The sequence below is a fragment of the Bradyrhizobium sp. USDA 3240 genome (assembly GCF_054063295.1).
This window is the reverse complement of record NZ_JBSSGD010000002.1, coordinates 664,137-680,544: the sequence shown is the minus strand read 5'-3', so window position 1 is coordinate 680,544 and position 16,408 is coordinate 664,137. Positions and strand designations below refer to the sequence as shown.

Below are 16,408 nucleotides of genomic sequence, written 5' to 3'. Positions count from 1 at the left end.
GAGTTGCTGAGGCATTGATTTACGCCGTCTGCTGCTGCGCGGCCTTGCGTTCGACGGCGCGCAGCAGCGCCTCGCGTTCGCGTAGCGCCAGCATGGCCATGTTGGTTTTGAAGAGATCGAGCGCGCGCCGCGATCGATAGATGCGACCGTTCAGTCGGATCGCCGGCGGCCAGCCCAGCTCCATCATTTTTTGATCTCGGTCGTAGCGCCAGAAACTCATCGACGTCAGGCTTAGCTCGGCGCAGACATCCTGCTCCGCGACCCATTGGTCAGGCGGACTGGTAGAGTCATCCGGCAGCGCGGCGGGCGCTCGATCTGGAAATTGCACGGCGCTAGTCGACGGCGGTACGATATTCTTGCTTGCGCTGCGCGTAGCGCGGGTGTTGCGCGTCATGGTCAGTGGCTCGCCTTGTTAAAACATGTGGCCCCAAGGCTAGCGTCATCCACAGCCACAGCTCAACCAAATATAAAATGGGCATTATGTTTGGGAGGCGGCCCGCGTTAGACCCGATGCGACTCGGCGTCGACCCGCTTGCGGCAGCGAACTTCGATTTTGTGTCTCAACATCTTTTCATCGAAGGCACGTCGGCGAACGTTGCGCAGATATCGCAAGGCGAAATCGGTGGCTGACCATTCGACGGCAGTGTTCTTCTTGTGCGCTTTAAAGCGCCGCCGCAACAGCTGCTCGATCTGCCGCTTCAGTATCGCGCCTTCTTCAACAACGCTCTTGATATGCTTGTCCTTGTGACGGCCTTTTGGTGAAATGACCATCTCATTCGCAACTCGTTCGGCGTAGGCTTTGCCGTGACGAGCGGTGAGGGCGTCGACGATGATCGCGCGCAGCCCATCAGCGTTACCTTCCTGTTTGCTTTGTTGGAGGGCAAGCTCAGGTCGCCAATTGTATCTGTCAAATCTCGCCAACAGGCGGTTGAAGTTTTGATCGTTCAGCTTGTGGGTCAGCCATTCCTCCATACGGAGGTTGTCGTCCGCGCGTCTCGGCGGCCATTGCGGCAACGGCTTTGTCCAGTTGTTCGGGACTTCACATATCAGCACGTGTGTGTTGAACCACTCCGCGATGTAATGCACATCATCCTCGTTGCGCGGTGGATAGGTCGGCAACGGCGGTGGTGGCGTCGCCTGCTCCGCTATCGGTTTGGCGGGCTTGGCCATCACTTCCTCCTCCGCCGACGTTCGGCTTTGATATCGGAGACATTGTCCGGTTTGCCGCTGACCAACCCGGCGACATGAGCGGCCCAGCGCTCCAAGGCGGCGCGGCGTTCTGGCAAAAATTCCGCCAGATTGTAAACGCCCGCCACGCCAGCCTTGGCGACGCCTGAGCGATGATTGACGCAAGCCTCGACGATGTGCGGCAGCACGCCGAGCTCATTCATGCCGGTCACAAAGCATCTTCTCAGATCGTGCAGCCGCCAATCCGGGATTTCCGCATCCTTGCCGCGTTCCTTCTTGGCAATGCCGAGCATGATGTCGTCGAGACGGCTCTTGGCGCGGCTCCAGCCGCTTGGCGGCGTCTTGCCGGTGGTGGTGAACACAAGCTCTTTACCCGTCGCCTCGGCGAGCAGGGCTCGCGCGATCGGCGGCAGCGGCACGGCATGGGGAAGCCGATTTTTCGTTCGTGCACCGGGCAGGGTGAGCAGCGTGCCGTCCTCGCTCAGTTCGCTGCGACGAATGCCAGCGATCTCGCGCAACCGGCTGCCGGTCAGCAGCAGCAGTTTGAATATGGTGCCGAACGGCTCGCCGACCCGATCGCACGCCTTCCAGAACCAGATCAGCTCGTGAGGTTTCAGCACCCGCTCACGGGCGGCCGGTGGCGCGGGGCGGCTCAGCTCGCGCAGCGGATTGCTCGCGACCAGCCGCTCATCCCTGAGCCAGCCGAACAAAACGCTGAGCGCACTGAACAGATGCCGGGTGCGGGCGTCGTTGAGTCCGGGGGAGCGGGGTTCGAGGCCGGGGACCTGCTTGCGCTTGGCCCCGTCCAGCACCACGAGAATGGCGGCCTCGTCGATCGAGGTCACCGGCGTGTCGGCCCAGCGCTGCGCCAATCCGCCGTCGATGACTTCGGGTTCGACCTTGGCCGGGTCGCTGCCGACTAGCCAGCGCAAGCCCAGCAACGCGGCGGTCTCATACCAGCGGCGTGGCCGGGTGCTGGATTTCTTGACCTTGTACTCGATGAAGAACCGCCGCACGCAGACGCCGAACGCGGTGGCGGTCTGCCGCTCTTTCTCGGTGCGCTGGCGCACCTTGCGCGTCTTGTGCTCGGCGGCGACGTCCTTGTTCAACGCGCGGTCGCGCAACACGTCGGCGGCCAGCAGATGCGCCGCCTTGAGCGTCAGCGGCATGCCGACCACCACGTCGCCCTTAATCTCCTCTTTGCCGCTGTGCAGCGGCCCGAGCACCATCTTGCGCGGGCGCCCTGCGGGATCGCGAAACCGCATCATCCAGCTCCGGTGACCGCCCGGCGTAATGACCAGAAACAGCGCGGTGGCGCCGTCGTCCTTGATCAGGCGGTTGCCAGCGGGATTCGGCTTCAGGCTGCGCGCGGCGGCATTGGTGAGATTGATGCGCTCGACGCGGGGCGGCTTCAGACGGCGCACGGCGAGCGGCTTGAGGAACTGCACGTCGGTGGGATGGGCCAGCGGTTTGGACATGCGGCGCCTCCGGTTTATCGTCAAAGCGCACAGAAGGCGCACAGGCGCATTCGTTATGCCTTGTTTGCCCGTGCACATGAGATAGGCGCACAAATCACCTGTTGCCATAGGGGTTAGAGGACGGTAGGCCGGGAATCATGTTGGGTAGAGTGGGCGCCTGTACGGTGCTGTTAGGGGGCCGAGACCGGTCTCCAAAACCGGGGGTCGCAGGTTCGAGCCCTGCCACTCCTGCCAGCTTTTCACCAATCATTTGAAGGTGTTGGCCGAGGTCCTGGACCCCGGCCATGATTCTATTCACTCACTTGATGAGCGGGCAGCCGCCGTCCTTCATCGGCCGGAAAGCCTGGTCGCCGGGCACCTCGGCGAGCACCTTGTAGTAATCCCACGGCGCCTTGGATTCCTCGGGCTTCTTGACCTCGAACAGGAACATCGAGTGCACCATGCGGCCGTCCTCGCGCACCACACCGTTGTCGGTGAAGGCGTCGCGCACCGGGGTCGCGCGCATCTTCGCCAGCACCGGCTTGGTCTCCTTGGTGCCGGCGGCCTTCACCGCATTGAGGTAGTGCAGGGTGGCGCTGTAGGTCGCGGCCTGGTTCATGGTCGGCATCCGTTTCATGCGCTCGAAGAAGCGCTTGCCGAAGGCGCGGGTGCGGTCGTTGAGGTCCCAATAGTAGGCCTCGGTGATGATCAGGCCCTGCGCGAGCTTCAGCCCGAGGCTGTGAATGTCCGAGATGAACATCACGATGCCGGCGAGATTTTGCCCACCGGCGACGATGCCGAATTCGGCGGCCTGCTTGATCGCGTTGATGGTGTCGCCGCCGCCATTGGCGAGGCCGACGATCTTGGCCTTCGACGATTGCGCCTGCAGCAGGAAGGAGGAGAAGTCCGGTGTGTTGAGCGGATGCCGGGCGCTGCCGAGCACCTTGCCGCCGGCGGCGCGGACCACGTCGCCGGTGTCGCGCTCGATCGAATGGCCGAACACGTAATCGGCGGTGATGAAGAACCAGCTGTCGCCGCCGTTCTTGACGATCGCGCTGCCGACGGTGTGGGCGTTGGCGTAGGTGTCGTAGGTCCAGTGCAGCGTGTAGGGCGAGCAGGACTTGCCCGTAATGTCGGAACTCGCCGCATCCGTCACGATCATGATCTTCTCGAACTGCTTCGACATCTCCATGCCGGCGAGTGCGGTCGCCGAGGTCGGCATGTCGATGATCATGTCGACATTCTCGGCCTCGTACCATTTGCGGGTGATGGTGGCGGCGACGTCGGCCTTGTTGAGGGCGTCGGCGGTGACGAGCTCGATCGGCTTGCCGAACATCGAGCCGCCGAACTCCTCGATCGCCATCTTGGTGGCCTCGACATTCCCGGCGCCGCCGATGTCCGAATAGACCGACTGGAAATCGGTCAGTACGCCGATCTTGAGCGGCGTCTGTTGTGCAAGCGCGGGTCCCGCCAGCGCGGCGGCGATCAGGCCGGCGGCGGACAGACTCGTGACGATGGATTTCATGGTGATGGACCTCCCCGGGGTGTTCTTATCGGTTTGTCCGACAAAGCTAGATTTGGCCGGTTCCGCTGTCAATTCCGGCCCGGCTGGGTGCGACAATTGGGCCAAATATAGCCGATTTGACGCTACAAATGGCTTGGCCTATGCTTTGTCCGACAAACGACAATCGGGAAGCCCCGGGGAGTTGAGGATGTCCGCCACGCCGCTGTTCCGGCGCATCGACGTCGCGCCGGCGTACCAGAAGGTCGCGGACGCGATCGAACGCGAGATCGTCAACGGCCGGATCAAGCCGGGCGAGCCGATCGGCACCGAGCAGCAGCTGGTCGCGCAGTTCGGCGTCAACCGCTCGACGGTGCGCGAAGGCATTCGCGTGCTCGAGGAGGGCGGGCTGATCTGCCGCGATTCCAGCCGCCGCCTGCAGGCCTGCCTGCCGCGCTACAACAAGCTCGCGACGCGGCTGTCCCGCGCGCTGATCCTGCACGAGGTGACGTTCCGCGAATTGTTCGAGACCTCGATGACGCTGGAGGTCGCGAGCGTCGAAGGCGCGGTGGAGCGTGCGACCGATGAGAACATCGCCGACCTTGCCGGCAATCTCGAGCGCAGTGCCGCGGTGGTCGGCAATCCCGCCGATCTCGCCGAGCTCGATGCGGAATTCCACGTGCTGATGGCCAAGGCCTCGCAGAACCGCGTGCTGCAGCTCGCCCGCGAGCCCGCCGCGCAGCTGTTCTTTCCGACCACCGAGATGATCGTCGGCGGTGTGGCGGAGGGCGGCGCCCGCCTTGTCGAGGCGCATCGCCACATCCTCGATGCGATCACGCGGCGCGACAAGGGGGCCGGCGTGCTGTGGACGCGGCGGCACTTGCAGGACTGGCGGCGCGGCTTCGAGAAGATCGCCTCGCTCGATCGCTCGGTCGAGCACACCTACATGGAACACGCTTACGCCGCCCGGCAATAGAGACGCCAAGGCCAAGAGCGACAAAGACAAGACAACGACAAAAAGCACATTCGGGAGGGACTCAAATGAGCGGAGACATCGCAGCAACCATCCAGCGCGCCCGCGAGCACAGCATCGGCGACCTGTTGCGCCGGTCGGCAAAGCGCTACCCCAACAAGACCGCGCTGATCTGCGGCGAGGTGAGCTGGACCTTTGCGGAGATGGACGCGATCTGCAATCGGCTCGGGCGCGGCTTGCTCGGCCTTGGCGTTGCGAAGGGCGACCGCGTCGCGGTGCTGTCGCGCAACTCGCACGGCTTCGCCGCGCTGCGCTTCGCGGTGGCGCGGATCGGCGCGATCCTGGTGCCGATCAATTTCATGCTCAATCCCGACGAGATCAATTTCATCCTCGCTAATTCCGGCGCAAAGCTGCTCGCGGTCGGTCCCGATTTCGTGGAGACCGGGCACGCCGCTGCCGCCAAGGGCTCGGCGGTCGAAACCCTGATCTGGCTGCCCGGCGAGGATCCGGCCACAGCGCCCGACGGCATCACCACCTTCGACAGCCTGCTGCACAGCGACGCCTCGGCGCCGGATACCGCGGTCGACAGCCGCGATCCCGCGCAGATCATCTACACCAGCGGCACGGAGTCGTTGCCGAAGGGCGCGATCCTGACCCATGAAGCCGTCATGTGGCAGTATGTCAGCTGCATCATCGACGGCGGCATGGCGACCGACGACACCGTGCTGCACGCGCTGCCGCTCTATCACTGCGCGCAGCTCGACGTCTTCCTGGGGCCCGCGATCTATCTCGGCGCCACCAGCCTCATTACCGGCAAGCCGGTGCCCGACAATGTCCTGGCGCTGATCGCCGCCCACAAGATCAATGCGTTCTTCGCGCCGCCGACGATCTGGATCGCGATGCTGCGCTCAAGCGCGTTCGATCGCACCGATCTGTCGACCTTGCGCAAGGGCTATTACGGCGCCTCGATCATGCCGGTCGAGGTGCTGCTCGAATTGCAGCGCCGGCTGCCCGACGTGAAGTTCTGGAATTTCTACGGCCAGACCGAGATCGCGCCGCTTGCGACCGTGCTGGCGCCGGAGCACCAGCTGCCGAAGGCGGGCTCGGCCGGCAAGCCCGCGATCAATGTCGAGACGCGGGTGGTCAAGCCGGACATGACCGATGTCGGGGTCGGGGAGGTCGGTGAGATCGTGCATCGCTCGCCGCATCTCTTGTCCGGCTACTACAACGATCCGGTCAAGACGGCGGCGGCGTTTGCCGGCGGCTGGTTTCATTCCGGGGATCTCGCGACCGTCGATGCCGACGGCTACATCACCGTCGTCGACCGCGTGAAGGACATGATCAAGAGCGGCGGCGAGAACGTCGCGAGCCGCGAGGTCGAGGAGATGATCTACCGGCTGCCCGGGGTGTCGGAGGTCGCGGTGGTCGGGCTGCCCGATCCGCGCTGGATCGAGGCGGTAACCGCGATCGTCGTGGTCAAGGCCGGCGCGAGCCTCGATGCCGACGCCGTCATCAAGCACTGCGCGGCGTCGATGGCCCATTTCAAGGTGCCGAAGCGGGTCATCTTCGTGGATGCCCTGCCGAAGAACCCGAGCGGCAAGCTGCTGAAGCGCGAGCTGCGCCAGCGTTATGTCGGCGGCGCCACGCTGGATCAGGCGGTCCAGAAGAGCTTTGTCGGGTGATCCACCCGGCCGCCGCGGTGGGCGGCCGGGCAATGGACCTCGTACCATCAGCCTAAGTGTTTGATTCGAGAGGCCCCGTTCCGGCCTGCCGCGGTCCCGGCCGGGGTGGGGCGCGACCCCGCCGACCTTGACCTTTGGCCGGTCTCGCAGTAGATACCGCCCACTCGCAGCCGGCCCGCTTTGATCGCGGATATCCGGCGCGGCCTAATTCCCCGAACATTCGAGCTCGTTTATCGGCTCAACCTTCCAAACGAGGGCTGGGTCCGCAAGGTCGGCTGTTCGGATTCCTTGAAACGTTGCAAATCGTCCGGAAACGGATGCGGATCTCACGATGGCTTTCAGCCCGTTCAAATTCCTGCAGGAAGTGCGCTCGGAGACCAACAAGGTCACCTGGCCGACGCGCCGCGAGACGACCATCACCACCATCATGGTGTTCGTGATGGTGGCGCTGGCCTCCATCTTCTTCTTCGCCGCAGATCAGATCATCCGCTATCTGATTACCCTGATACTGGGCATCCACTGATGAGCATGGGAACTCAATTTATGGACAAGCGCTGGTACATCGTTCACGCCTATTCGAACTTCGAGAAGAAGGTTCAGGAATCGATCCGCGAGCAGGCCAAGCAGCGCGGGCTGGAAGAGCTGTTCGAGCAGATTCTGGTGCCGACCGAGAAGGTCACCGAGGTGCGCCGCGGCCGCAAGATCGACGCCGAGCGCAAGTTCTTCCCGGGCTATGTGCTGGTGAAGATGAAGCTGACCGACGAGGCGTTTCATCTGATCAAGAACACCCCGAAGGTGACCGGCTTCCTCGGCGCGGAAAACAAGCCGATGCCGATTTCGGAAGCCGAGGCGATGCGGATCCTGCACCAGGTGCAGGAAGGCGTGGAGCGTCCGAAGGCGTCGGTGTCGTTCGAAATCGGCGAGAACGTGCGCGTGGCCGACGGCCCGTTCGCCTCGTTCTCCGGCGTGGTGGAAGAAATCGACGAGGCGCGCTCGCGCGTGAAGGTCGCGGTGTCGATCTTCGGCCGTGCGACCCCCGTGGAACTGGAATTCGGCCAGGTCGAAAAGGTGGTCTGACCGGACGGCGCGGGGTATATGCCTCGCGTCAAGTGAGAGGCCGTGGGAGGGAGGAGGCGGTCGCCAGCCCCTTCAACCGAACCACGGAACCTGAAACCGCCGGCACCGTCCGGCACAACAGGAGTGATAGATGGCAAAGAAAGTGACCGGATACCTGAAGCTTCAGGTCCCGGCCGGTGCGGCGAATCCTTCGCCCCCGATCGGTCCCGCGCTTGGTCAGCGCGGTCTCAACATCATGGAGTTCTGCAAGGCGTTCAACGCGCAGACCCAGAAGGAAGAGAAGAATACCCCAATCCCGGTGGTGATCACGATCTACGCCGATCGTTCGTTCACCTTCGAGATGAAGACGCCCCCGATGTCGTTCTTCCTCAAGCAGGCTGCCAAGATCCAGTCCGGCTCGAAGGCGCCGGGCCGCGACAAGGCCGGCCAGGTGACCAAGGCGCAGGTGCGCGAGATCGCCGAGAAGAAGATGAAGGACTTGAATTGCGACACCATCGAATCGGCCATGAAGATGGTCGAGGGCTCTGCCCGTTCGATGGGTCTGGAAGTTGCGGGGTAACGGGCCATGGCAATCGGAAAGCGTTTGAAGAAGGCCCGCGAGGGTGTCGATCGCGAGAAGCTCTACCCGCTCGCGGACGCCATCAAGATGGTCAAGGAGCGCGCCAAGTCGAAGTTCGACGAGACGATCGAGATCGCGATCAATCTCGGCGTCGACCCGCGCCACGCCGACCAGATGGTTCGCGGCGTCGTCAACCTGCCGAACGGAACCGGCCGTACGCTGCGCGTCGGCGTGTTCGCGCGCGGCGCCAAGGCTGAGGAAGCCAAGGCCGCCGGTGCCGACGTCGTCGGTGCCGAAGACCTGGTCGAGAAGGTGCAGGGCGGTGCGATCGATTTCGATCGTTGTATCGCCACTCCCGACATGATGCCGCTGGTCGGTCGCCTCGGTAAGGTGCTCGGTCCGCGCGGCATGATGCCGAACCCGAAGATCGGCACCGTGACCATGGACGTCACCAACGCCGTGAAGGGCGCCAAGGGCGGCTCGGTCGAGTTCCGCGTCGAGAAGGCCGGCATCGTGCAGGCCGGCATCGGCAAGGCCTCGTTCTCCGAGGACAAGCTGGTCGAGAACGTCAAGGCGCTCGCGGATGCGGTCTCCAAGGCGAAGCCGGCGGGTTCCAAGGGCACCTACATCCAGCGCGTGGCGGTTTCCTCCACCATGGGCCCGGGCGTGAAGGTCGAGCCGGGCACGATCCTCGGCTGAGGTCTTTGGCCGTGACGAGATAAACAGGGGCGGGATCGGGCAACCGGTTCCGCCCTTTGTTTTGCCGGAGCGTTTTCGCGTGAAGTGGCTACCGGCTCGCGTGAAGAAAACGCGCGAAGACAAGAATGCAGAGCCCGATTCCGATTCGATCGGAGTGCAAAGGGTTCCAAGTGAAGCCTCTCGCAGGAAACAATAACAATGCCCGACAAGGTCCTGGTCTATTCGCGTTTTCCGAGAAACGAGCTGGTGCGCTTCGGCGAGCGCTACGAGCTGTTGAACGCCGCTGGCAAGCGGCCGACCGAGCTGTTTCCGGCGGCGGAGCTTGGCGATATCCGGGCAATGATCACATCGGGCGGCACGACACTTGGCGGCGAGGCGATGGACATGCTGCCGAAGCTTGGCGCGATCATCTGTTACGGCACTGGATATGAGGGGATCGATCTTGCCGCCGCGGCGAAGCGCGGCATTGCGGTCGGCCACAGCCCCGGCGCCAACGCCGCATCGGTTGCCGACATCGCGGTGACGCTGATGCTGGCGGCGGTCCGCCGACTGCCGGTCGTCGATAATTACGTCCGCAGCGGCGACTGGATCGGCGCCAAGCCGTCGCCGATGATGCGGCCGCAGGCCGGCATGCGCGGCCGCAAGGTCGGCGTGTATGGTCTCGGCGAGATCGGCCGCAAGATCGCCGCGCGGGTCGCGGCGTTCGAAACCGAGGTCGGCTATTTCAGCCGGTCACGGCAGGACGTGCCGTATCAGCACTTTCCGAGCCTCGAGGCGCTCGCCGACTGGTGCAGCGTGCTGATGATCGCGGTACGCGCCGGCGCGGACACCGTCCATGCCGTCAATGCCGACATCCTGCGCCGGCTCGGCAGCAACGGGATCGTGGTCAATATCTCGCGCGGCTCCGTCGTCGACCAGAACGCGCTGGTGGCGGCCCTTGCCGATCAGTCGATCGCGGGCGCCGGCCTCGATGTGTTCGCCAGGGAGCCGCACGCGCCGGACGAACTGACGGCGCTGCCGAACGTCGTGCTGTCGCCGCATATCGGCGGCCACACCCTGGAATCGCACATGGCGATGCAGGACTGCGTACTCGCCAATCTCGACGCGTTCTTCGCCGGCAAACCGTTGCCGTTTGAGGTAAGGGGCGCCTGAGCGGCTGGCGGTTCCGGCCTCGGAACCGGTTCCCCGGCCCAATATGAAACTGGTCTGAAATTTGCTCTTGGCAAGCAGGGCGGGACCGGTTACATAGCGGCTTCCGGGCGTGCTGGCACTTGCTGGCAGGTCCGTGCTCGCATTCCGAAAACCTGAGGTGATAGGAGATCATTCCTTTCCGCATGCCCGCAAGGGTGCTCGAAAGGAAGGAAACCCATCGCCTCAAACGGAATGAGAGCAGGGTGTTCGGCCTCGGCCGATAGCCCGATCCTGTCCGAGACTGCAGGCGCCCGCGAGAACTTCGTGTTTTCAACGGCTTAATCGCATGGCCTGCATAGACGGGTGAAGACCGGATTTTGTGCTCCACGTCGCGGCCTGTTCGCGGCTGGGAGGCTAGTTTGGTTCGAACCTCGACAGCCCATGGCCGCAAGGCTCTGGGAGGGCAGGCTTCTAGATGTCGTCTTGCCCGGCATGTCCGAAGGGTCTTTGCGCCCAACGGATCAGGTTTAGGGCGGGACGATGGGTGCAACCCGGCGGTCCTGCCTTCGCGGAAAGGCCGCCAACCGGAAAGAGCTTGCTGTGGAACGAGCGGCAAAAAAAGAGGCGGTCGGACAGCTCAACGAGGCCTTCAAGGCCACGAGCGTTGCGATCGTCGCTCACTATTCCGGCCTCACCGTGGCCCAGATGCAGAAGCTGCGCATGCAGATGAAGCAGGCGGGTGCGTCGGTGAAGGTCTCGAAGAACCGTCTCGCCAAAATTGCTCTTGAAGGCACTGACGTTGCTGCCATCGGTTCCCTGCTGAAGGGGCCGACTGTGATCGCTACTTCGAGCGATCCGGTTGCGGCGCCAAAGGTTGCCGTCGAATTCGCCAAGGCGAACGAAAAGTTCGTCATCCTTGGCGGCTCGATGGGTAAAACCGTCCTGAATGTCGACAGCGTGAAGGCGCTTGCCTCACTGCCGTCGCTTGACGAACTGCGCGGCAAGATCGTTGGCCTCCTCGTGGCGCCGGCGACCAAGCTCGCTCAGCTCTCGAACGCGCCTGCGGCCAAGCTCGCACGCGTCATTCAGGCTCATGCCTCAAAGAGCGAAGCGGCCTGACCCTTCGCTAATCTCAAAACCTGGTTCGAACCAAACGTTTAAGGAAATAGATCAATGGCTGACTTGCAGAAAATCGTCGACGACCTCTCGAGCCTCACCGTGCTCGAAGCGGCTGAACTCGCCAAGCTCCTCGAAGAAAAGTGGGGCGTCTCCGCCGCTGCCGCCGTTGCGGTGGCCGGCCCGGCTGCCGGCGGCGCTGCCGCTGCTGCGGTTGAAGAGAAGACCGAATTCAGCGTCGTGCTGGCTGCTGCCGGCGACAAGAAGATCGAAGTCATCAAGGAAGTCCGCGCCATCACCGGCCTGGGCCTAAAGGAAGCCAAGGACCTCGTCGAAGGCGCTCCGAAGCCCGTCAAGGAAGGCGTCAACAAGGAAGAAGCCGACAAGATCAAGGCCCAGCTCGAGAAGGCTGGCGCCAAGGTCGAACTCAAGTAATGCGCGATCCGGGAGCGCCGCAGGGCGCTCCCGGGCCATACAAACGGCGTGCGACAGGTTGTCGCGTGGCGTACCGGACACAAAAAAGTGTGGGGATCCGTGGACTTAACCCTCGAATCTCCTTTATTGCCATCCCATATCGGGTTGGCAGCGGAAAAACACGGTAGGCGGCGGGGGCGGCAGGGCACCCGGCGGAAGCCGTTGGGAGACAGTCAGATTTCGGGCTTTTTCAGTCCGTAAAGCGGAGCGTTTGGACGAGCGGGTGCAGTGATGCGCCTCGCGCGTCGTTTTGCGTTTTGGAGGCGATGGAGGCGGGCCGGGGATTTAATTCCTGACTTTGCGCTTCGTTCCTTCGGGACGATTCGAAATTCAACCCGGGGTCGATGGCAGTCGCTCCCGGAAGGTTCGCCCCACAAAGGCGACGAAAATGAGAGGCCACGATGGCGCAGCAGACATTCACCGGTCGCAAACGCGTACGCAAGTTTTTCGGTCACATCAAGGAAGTCGCCGAGATGCCGAACCTCATCGAGGTTCAGAAGGCGTCCTATGACCAGTTCCTGATGGTTGACGAGCCGGCCGGCGGTCGCCTCGACGAGGGCCTGCAGGCGGTGTTCCGCTCGGTATTTCCGATCTCGGATTTTTCGGGCACCTCGATGCTCGAATTCGTCCGCTACGAGTTCGAACAGCCGAAGTACGACGTCGACGAGTGCCGCCAGCGCGGCATGACCTTCGCTGCGCCGCTCAAGGTGACGCTGCGCCTCATCGTGTTCGATATCGACGAGGAAACCGGCGCCAAGTCGGTGAAGGACATCAAGGAGCAGGACGTCTACATGGGCGATATCCCGCTCATGACGATGAACGGCACCTTCGTCGTCAACGGCACCGAGCGCGTCATCGTCTCGCAGATGCACCGTTCGCCCGGCGTGTTCTTCGACCACGACAAGGGCAAGACCCATTCGTCCGGCAAGCTGCTGTTTGCCGCGCGCGTGATTCCGTATCGCGGTTCCTGGCTCGACATCGAGTTCGACGCCAAGGACATCGTGTTCGCGCGCATCGATCGCCGCCGCAAGCTGCCCGTGACCTCGCTGATGTACGCGCTCGGTCTCGACGGCGAGCAGATCCTGTCGACCTTCTACAAGAAGATCACCTACAAGCGGACCAAGGAAGGCTGGCGCGTGCCGTTCGACGCCAACCGCTTCCGTGGCTACTCGACCATCAACGACCTGATCGACGCCGACACCGGCAAGGTGGTGCTCGAGGCCGGCAAGAAGCTGACCGTGCGCAGCGCGCGCCAGATGCAGGAAAAGGGTCTGAAGGCGCTCCGCATGTCGGACGAGGAGCTCGTCGGCAACTATCTCGCTGAGGATCTCGTCAACCCGAAGACCGGTGAAATCTACGCCGAAGCCGGCGAGGAGATCACCGAGAAGTCGCTCAAGGTGCTGAACGAGCAGGGCTACAAGGACCTGCCGCTGCTCGACATCGACCACGTCAATGTCGGCGCCTACATCCGCAACACGCTGTCGGCCGACAAGAACATGACGCGTGAGGACGCGCTGTTCGACATCTACCGCGTGATGCGTCCGGGCGAGCCGCCGACGCTGGATTCGGCGCAGGCGATGTTCCAGTCGCTGTTCTTCGATGCCGAGCGCTACGACCTCTCCGCGGTCGGCCGCGTCAAGATGAACATGCGCCTCGAGCTCGATGCGCCCGACACCCATCGCACGCTGCGCAAGGAAGACATTCTGGCCGTCATCAAGACGCTGGTCGACCTGCGCGACGGCAAGGGCGAGATCGACGACATCGACCACCTCGGCAACCGCCGGGTGCGCTCGGTCGGCGAGCTGATGGAGAACCAGTACCGGATCGGCCTGCTCCGCATGGAGCGCGCCATCAAGGAGCGTATGTCGAGTGTCGATATCGACACCGTGATGCCGCAGGACCTGATCAACGCCAAGCCCGCGGCCGCCGCGGTGCGCGAGTTCTTCGGTTCCTCGCAGCTGTCGCAGTTCATGGACCAGACCAACCCGCTGTCGGAGATCACCCACAAGCGGCGCCTGTCGGCGCTTGGCCCGGGCGGTCTGACCCGCGAGCGTGCCGGCTTCGAAGTCCGCGACGTGCATCCGACGCATTACGGCCGTATCTGCCCGATCGAAACGCCGGAAGGTCCGAACATCGGTCTGATCAACTCGCTGGCGACGTTCGCGCGCGTCAACAAGTACGGCTTCGTCGAGACGCCCTATCGCAAGATCAAGGACAGCCGCGTCACCGACGAGGTGGTCTATCTGTCGGCGATGGAAGAGGGCCGCTACCGCGTCGCGCAGGCCAACGTGCCGCTCGATGCCAAGGGCCGCTTCACGGACGACCTGGTGGTCTGCCGTCATGCCGGCGAAGTGCTGCCGGTGACGCCGGACAAGGTTGACTACATGGACGTGTCGCCGAAGCAGCTGGTTTCGGTCGCCGCGGCGCTGATCCCGTTCCTCGAGAACGACGACGCCAACCGCGCGCTGATGGGCTCGAACATGCAGCGCCAGGCGGTGCCGCTGGTTCGCGCCGAGGCGCCGTTCGTCGGCACCGGCATGGAAGGCGTGGTCGCCCGTGACTCGGGCGCGGCGATCGCCGCGCGCCGTTCGGGCGTGATCGACCAGATCGACGCCACCCGCGTCGTGATCCGCGCCACCGAGGATCTCGATCCGACCAAGTCGGGCGTCGATATCTACCGGCTGATGAAGTACCAGCGTTCCAACCAGTCGACCTGCATCAACCAGCGTCCGCTGGTGAAGGTCGGCGACATCGTCAAGAAGGGCGACATCATCGCTGACGGTCCGTCGACCGATCTCGGTGAGCTTGCGCTCGGCCGCAACGTGCTGGTCGCGTTCATGCCCTGGAACGGCTACAACTTCGAAGACTCGATCCTGCTCTCCGAGCGGATCGTGAAGGACGACGTCTTCACTTCGATCCATATCGAAGAATTCGAAGTGATGGCCCGCGACACCAAGCTCGGTCCGGAGGAAATCACCCGCGACATTCCGAACGTCTCGGAAGAAGCGCTGAAGAACCTCGACGAAGCCGGTATCGTCTACATCGGTGCGGAAGTTCGCGCCGGCGACATCCTGGTCGGCAAGATCACGCCGAAGGGCGAGAGCCCGATGACGCCGGAAGAGAAGCTGCTCCGCGCCATCTTCGGCGAGAAGGCCTCCGACGTCCGCGATACCTCGCTGCGCGTGCCTCCGGGCGTGCAGGGCACGATCGTGGAAGTCCGCGTGTTCAACCGCCACGGCGTCGACAAGGACGAGCGTGCGCTGGCGATCGAGCGGGAAGAGATCGAGCGTCTGGCCAAGGACCGCGACGACGAGCAGGCGATTCTGGACCGCAACGTCTACAACCGCCTCGCCGAGCTGCTGGAGAACCGCCAGGGCATCGCCGGCCCGAAGGGCTTCAAGAAGGATACCAAGATCACCCGTGCGGTGCTCGACGAGTATCCGAAGTCGCAGTGGTGGCTGTTCGCCTCGCCGAACGACAAGCTGATGGCCGAGATCGAGGCCATGCGGAAGCAGTACGACGAGTCGAAGAAGGGCCTCGAGCAGCGCTTCCTCGACAAGGTCGAGAAGCTGCAGCGCGGTGACGAACTGCCGCCCGGCGTGATGAAGATGGTCAAGGTCTTCGTTGCGGTGAAGCGCAAGATCCAGCCCGGCGACAAGATGGCCGGCCGTCACGGCAACAAGGGCGTGGTGTCGAAGATCGTGCCGATCGAGGACATGCCGTTCCTCGAGGACGGTACGCATGCCGACATCGTGCTCAATCCGCTCGGCGTGCCTTCGCGCATGAACGTCGGTCAGATCCTTGAGACCCATCTCGGTTGGGCCTGCGCCGGCCTCGGCAAGCGCATCGGCCAGACCATCGACGCCTACTATCAGAAGCAGGACCTCAAGCCGCTGCGCGAGACCCTGAAGAAGATCTATGGCGAGGATGAAACCATCAAGTCGCTGAACGACAACGAGTTGGTCGAACTCGGCCGCAATCTGAGCCACGGCGTGCCGATCGCAACGCCGGTGTTCGACGGCGCCAAGGAAGCCGACATCGAGGAGATGCTGAAGCTCGCGGGCTTCGACGCCTCCGGCCAGTCGACCGTCTATGACGGCCGCACCGGCGACCAGTTCGATCGCAAGGTGACGATGGGCTACATCTACATGCTCAAGCTGCACCATCTCGTGGACGACAAGATCCACGCGCGTTCGATCGGTCCGTACTCGCTCGTCACCCAGCAGCCGCTGGGCGGCAAGGCGCAGTTCGGCGGCCAGCGCTTCGGCGAAATGGAGGTCTGGGCGCTGGAAGCCTACGGGGCCGCCTACACGCTGCAGGAGATGCTGACCGTGAAGTCGGACGACGTCGCCGGCCGTACCAAGGTGTACGAGGCGATCGTGCGCGGCGACGACACCTTCGAGGCCGGTATTCCGGAATCGTTCAACGTGCTGGTCAAGGAAATGCGCTCGCTCGGCCTCAACGTCGACCTGCACAATTCCAAGGTGGGACCGGCGTCGACGTCGGAAGCGGCCGAGTAACGCGTTGATTTACGCCCGGCGTGAAAGCGCC

The 16,408-nt window shown here is 63.5% G+C and carries 14 protein-coding genes; 10 read left to right on the top strand and 4 right to left on the bottom strand.

The window, feature by feature from the left end; translation table 11 throughout:
* Positions 1-19: 19 nt before the first annotated feature.
* From ACVIGA_RS03830 to ACVIGA_RS03815, 4 genes are all read right to left on the bottom strand, one after another.
* A complete protein-coding gene (locus tag ACVIGA_RS03830; protein WP_456665339.1) occupies positions 20-394 on the bottom strand; it encodes a hypothetical protein in 375 nt (124 codons plus the stop codon).
* 107 nt (positions 395-501) lie between these two features.
* Positions 502-1,170, bottom strand: coding sequence for a hypothetical protein (locus ACVIGA_RS03825; RefSeq protein ID WP_456665338.1), 669 nt, complete (start codon positions 1,168-1,170; stop codon positions 502-504).
* Positions 1,170-2,666 carry a tyrosine-type recombinase/integrase gene (locus tag ACVIGA_RS03820; protein ID WP_456665337.1) on the bottom strand — a complete coding sequence of 499 codons (1,497 nt, stop codon included), beginning with the start codon at positions 2,664-2,666 and terminating at the stop codon, positions 1,170-1,172. The genes ACVIGA_RS03825 and ACVIGA_RS03820 overlap by 1 nt, the downstream gene beginning before the upstream one ends.
* A gap of 298 nt (positions 2,667-2,964) precedes the next feature.
* Positions 2,965-4,170, bottom strand: a complete 1,206-nt coding sequence (locus tag ACVIGA_RS03815; protein WP_456665336.1) for an ABC transporter substrate-binding protein — start codon at positions 4,168-4,170, stop codon at positions 2,965-2,967.
* A 187-nt stretch (positions 4,171-4,357) separates the two neighbouring features.
* Between ACVIGA_RS03815 and ACVIGA_RS03810 the strand changes: the two genes are divergently transcribed.
* The 10 genes from ACVIGA_RS03810 to rpoB all read left to right on the top strand — a co-directional run bounded on the left by ACVIGA_RS03810 (position 4,358) and on the right by rpoB (position 16,377).
* A complete protein-coding gene (locus ACVIGA_RS03810) occupies positions 4,358-5,122 on the top strand; it encodes a FadR/GntR family transcriptional regulator (protein ID WP_456665335.1) in 765 nt (254 codons plus the stop codon).
* 65 nt (positions 5,123-5,187) lie between these two features.
* The gene (locus tag ACVIGA_RS03805; RefSeq protein ID WP_456665334.1) at positions 5,188-6,801 is read left to right on the top strand and encodes an acyl-CoA synthetase; all 1,614 of its coding nucleotides are present in this window, start codon (positions 5,188-5,190) and stop codon (positions 6,799-6,801) included.
* Positions 6,802-7,132: 331 nt separating this feature from the next.
* Positions 7,133-7,324 (top strand): preprotein translocase subunit SecE, encoded by a 192-nt coding sequence (secE, locus tag ACVIGA_RS03800; RefSeq protein ID WP_223967326.1) that lies wholly within the window; start codon positions 7,133-7,135, stop codon positions 7,322-7,324.
* Between the two features lie 20 nt (positions 7,325-7,344).
* Entirely contained in the window at positions 7,345-7,878 is a 534-nt protein-coding gene (gene nusG / locus ACVIGA_RS03795; protein WP_021081670.1) for a transcription termination/antitermination protein NusG, read from the top strand.
* 130 nt (positions 7,879-8,008) lie between these two features.
* Complete coding sequence (gene rplK / locus ACVIGA_RS03790) at positions 8,009-8,437, top strand: 50S ribosomal protein L11 (RefSeq protein WP_066499365.1); 429 nt, start codon at positions 8,009-8,011, stop codon at positions 8,435-8,437.
* Positions 8,438-8,443: 6 nt separating this feature from the next.
* Positions 8,444-9,136 carry a 50S ribosomal protein L1 gene (gene rplA, locus ACVIGA_RS03785; RefSeq protein WP_029081784.1) on the top strand — a complete coding sequence of 231 codons (693 nt, stop codon included), beginning with the start codon at positions 8,444-8,446 and terminating at the stop codon, positions 9,134-9,136.
* A gap of 198 nt (positions 9,137-9,334) precedes the next feature.
* Positions 9,335-10,288 carry a 2-hydroxyacid dehydrogenase gene (locus ACVIGA_RS03780; protein ID WP_456665333.1) on the top strand — a complete coding sequence of 318 codons (954 nt, stop codon included), beginning with the start codon at positions 9,335-9,337 and terminating at the stop codon, positions 10,286-10,288.
* 579 nt (positions 10,289-10,867) lie between these two features.
* Positions 10,868-11,386 carry a 50S ribosomal protein L10 gene (gene rplJ / locus ACVIGA_RS03775; RefSeq protein WP_223967656.1) on the top strand — a complete coding sequence of 173 codons (519 nt, stop codon included), beginning with the start codon at positions 10,868-10,870 and terminating at the stop codon, positions 11,384-11,386.
* A 54-nt stretch (positions 11,387-11,440) separates the two neighbouring features.
* A complete protein-coding gene (gene rplL / locus ACVIGA_RS03770; protein ID WP_223967328.1) occupies positions 11,441-11,818 on the top strand; it encodes a 50S ribosomal protein L7/L12 in 378 nt (125 codons plus the stop codon).
* Between the two features lie 440 nt (positions 11,819-12,258).
* Positions 12,259-16,377 (top strand): DNA-directed RNA polymerase subunit beta, encoded by a 4,119-nt coding sequence (gene rpoB / locus ACVIGA_RS03765; protein WP_223967329.1) that lies wholly within the window; start codon positions 12,259-12,261, stop codon positions 16,375-16,377.
* Positions 16,378-16,408: the final 31 nt, after the last annotated feature.

Excerpts from the sequence above, each read along its gene's own strand:
- rplA (WP_029081784.1), top strand. The coding sequence starts at position 8,444 with ATGGCAATCGGAAAGCGTTTGAAGAAGGCCCGCGAGGGTGTCGATCGC.
- rpoB (WP_223967329.1), top strand. The coding sequence starts at position 12,259 with ATGGCGCAGCAGACATTCACCGGTCGCAAACGCGTACGCAAGTTTTTC.
- ACVIGA_RS03820 (WP_456665337.1), bottom strand. The coding sequence starts at position 2,666 with ATGTCCAAACCGCTGGCCCATCCCACCGACGTGCAGTTCCTCAAGCCG.
- ACVIGA_RS03825 (WP_456665338.1), bottom strand. The coding sequence starts at position 1,170 with ATGGCCAAGCCCGCCAAACCGATAGCGGAGCAGGCGACGCCACCACCG.
- ACVIGA_RS03805 (WP_456665334.1), top strand. The coding sequence starts at position 5,188 with ATGAGCGGAGACATCGCAGCAACCATCCAGCGCGCCCGCGAGCACAGC.
- secE (WP_223967326.1), top strand. The coding sequence starts at position 7,133 with ATGGCTTTCAGCCCGTTCAAATTCCTGCAGGAAGTGCGCTCGGAGACC.
- rplL (WP_223967328.1), top strand. The coding sequence starts at position 11,441 with ATGGCTGACTTGCAGAAAATCGTCGACGACCTCTCGAGCCTCACCGTG.
- rplK (WP_066499365.1), top strand. The coding sequence starts at position 8,009 with ATGGCAAAGAAAGTGACCGGATACCTGAAGCTTCAGGTCCCGGCCGGT.
- ACVIGA_RS03830 (WP_456665339.1), bottom strand. The coding sequence starts at position 394 with ATGACGCGCAACACCCGCGCTACGCGCAGCGCAAGCAAGAATATCGTA.
- ACVIGA_RS03780 (WP_456665333.1), top strand. The coding sequence starts at position 9,335 with ATGCCCGACAAGGTCCTGGTCTATTCGCGTTTTCCGAGAAACGAGCTG.
- ACVIGA_RS03810 (WP_456665335.1), top strand. The coding sequence starts at position 4,358 with ATGTCCGCCACGCCGCTGTTCCGGCGCATCGACGTCGCGCCGGCGTAC.
- ACVIGA_RS03815 (WP_456665336.1), bottom strand. The coding sequence starts at position 4,170 with ATGAAATCCATCGTCACGAGTCTGTCCGCCGCCGGCCTGATCGCCGCC.
- nusG (WP_021081670.1), top strand. The coding sequence starts at position 7,345 with ATGGACAAGCGCTGGTACATCGTTCACGCCTATTCGAACTTCGAGAAG.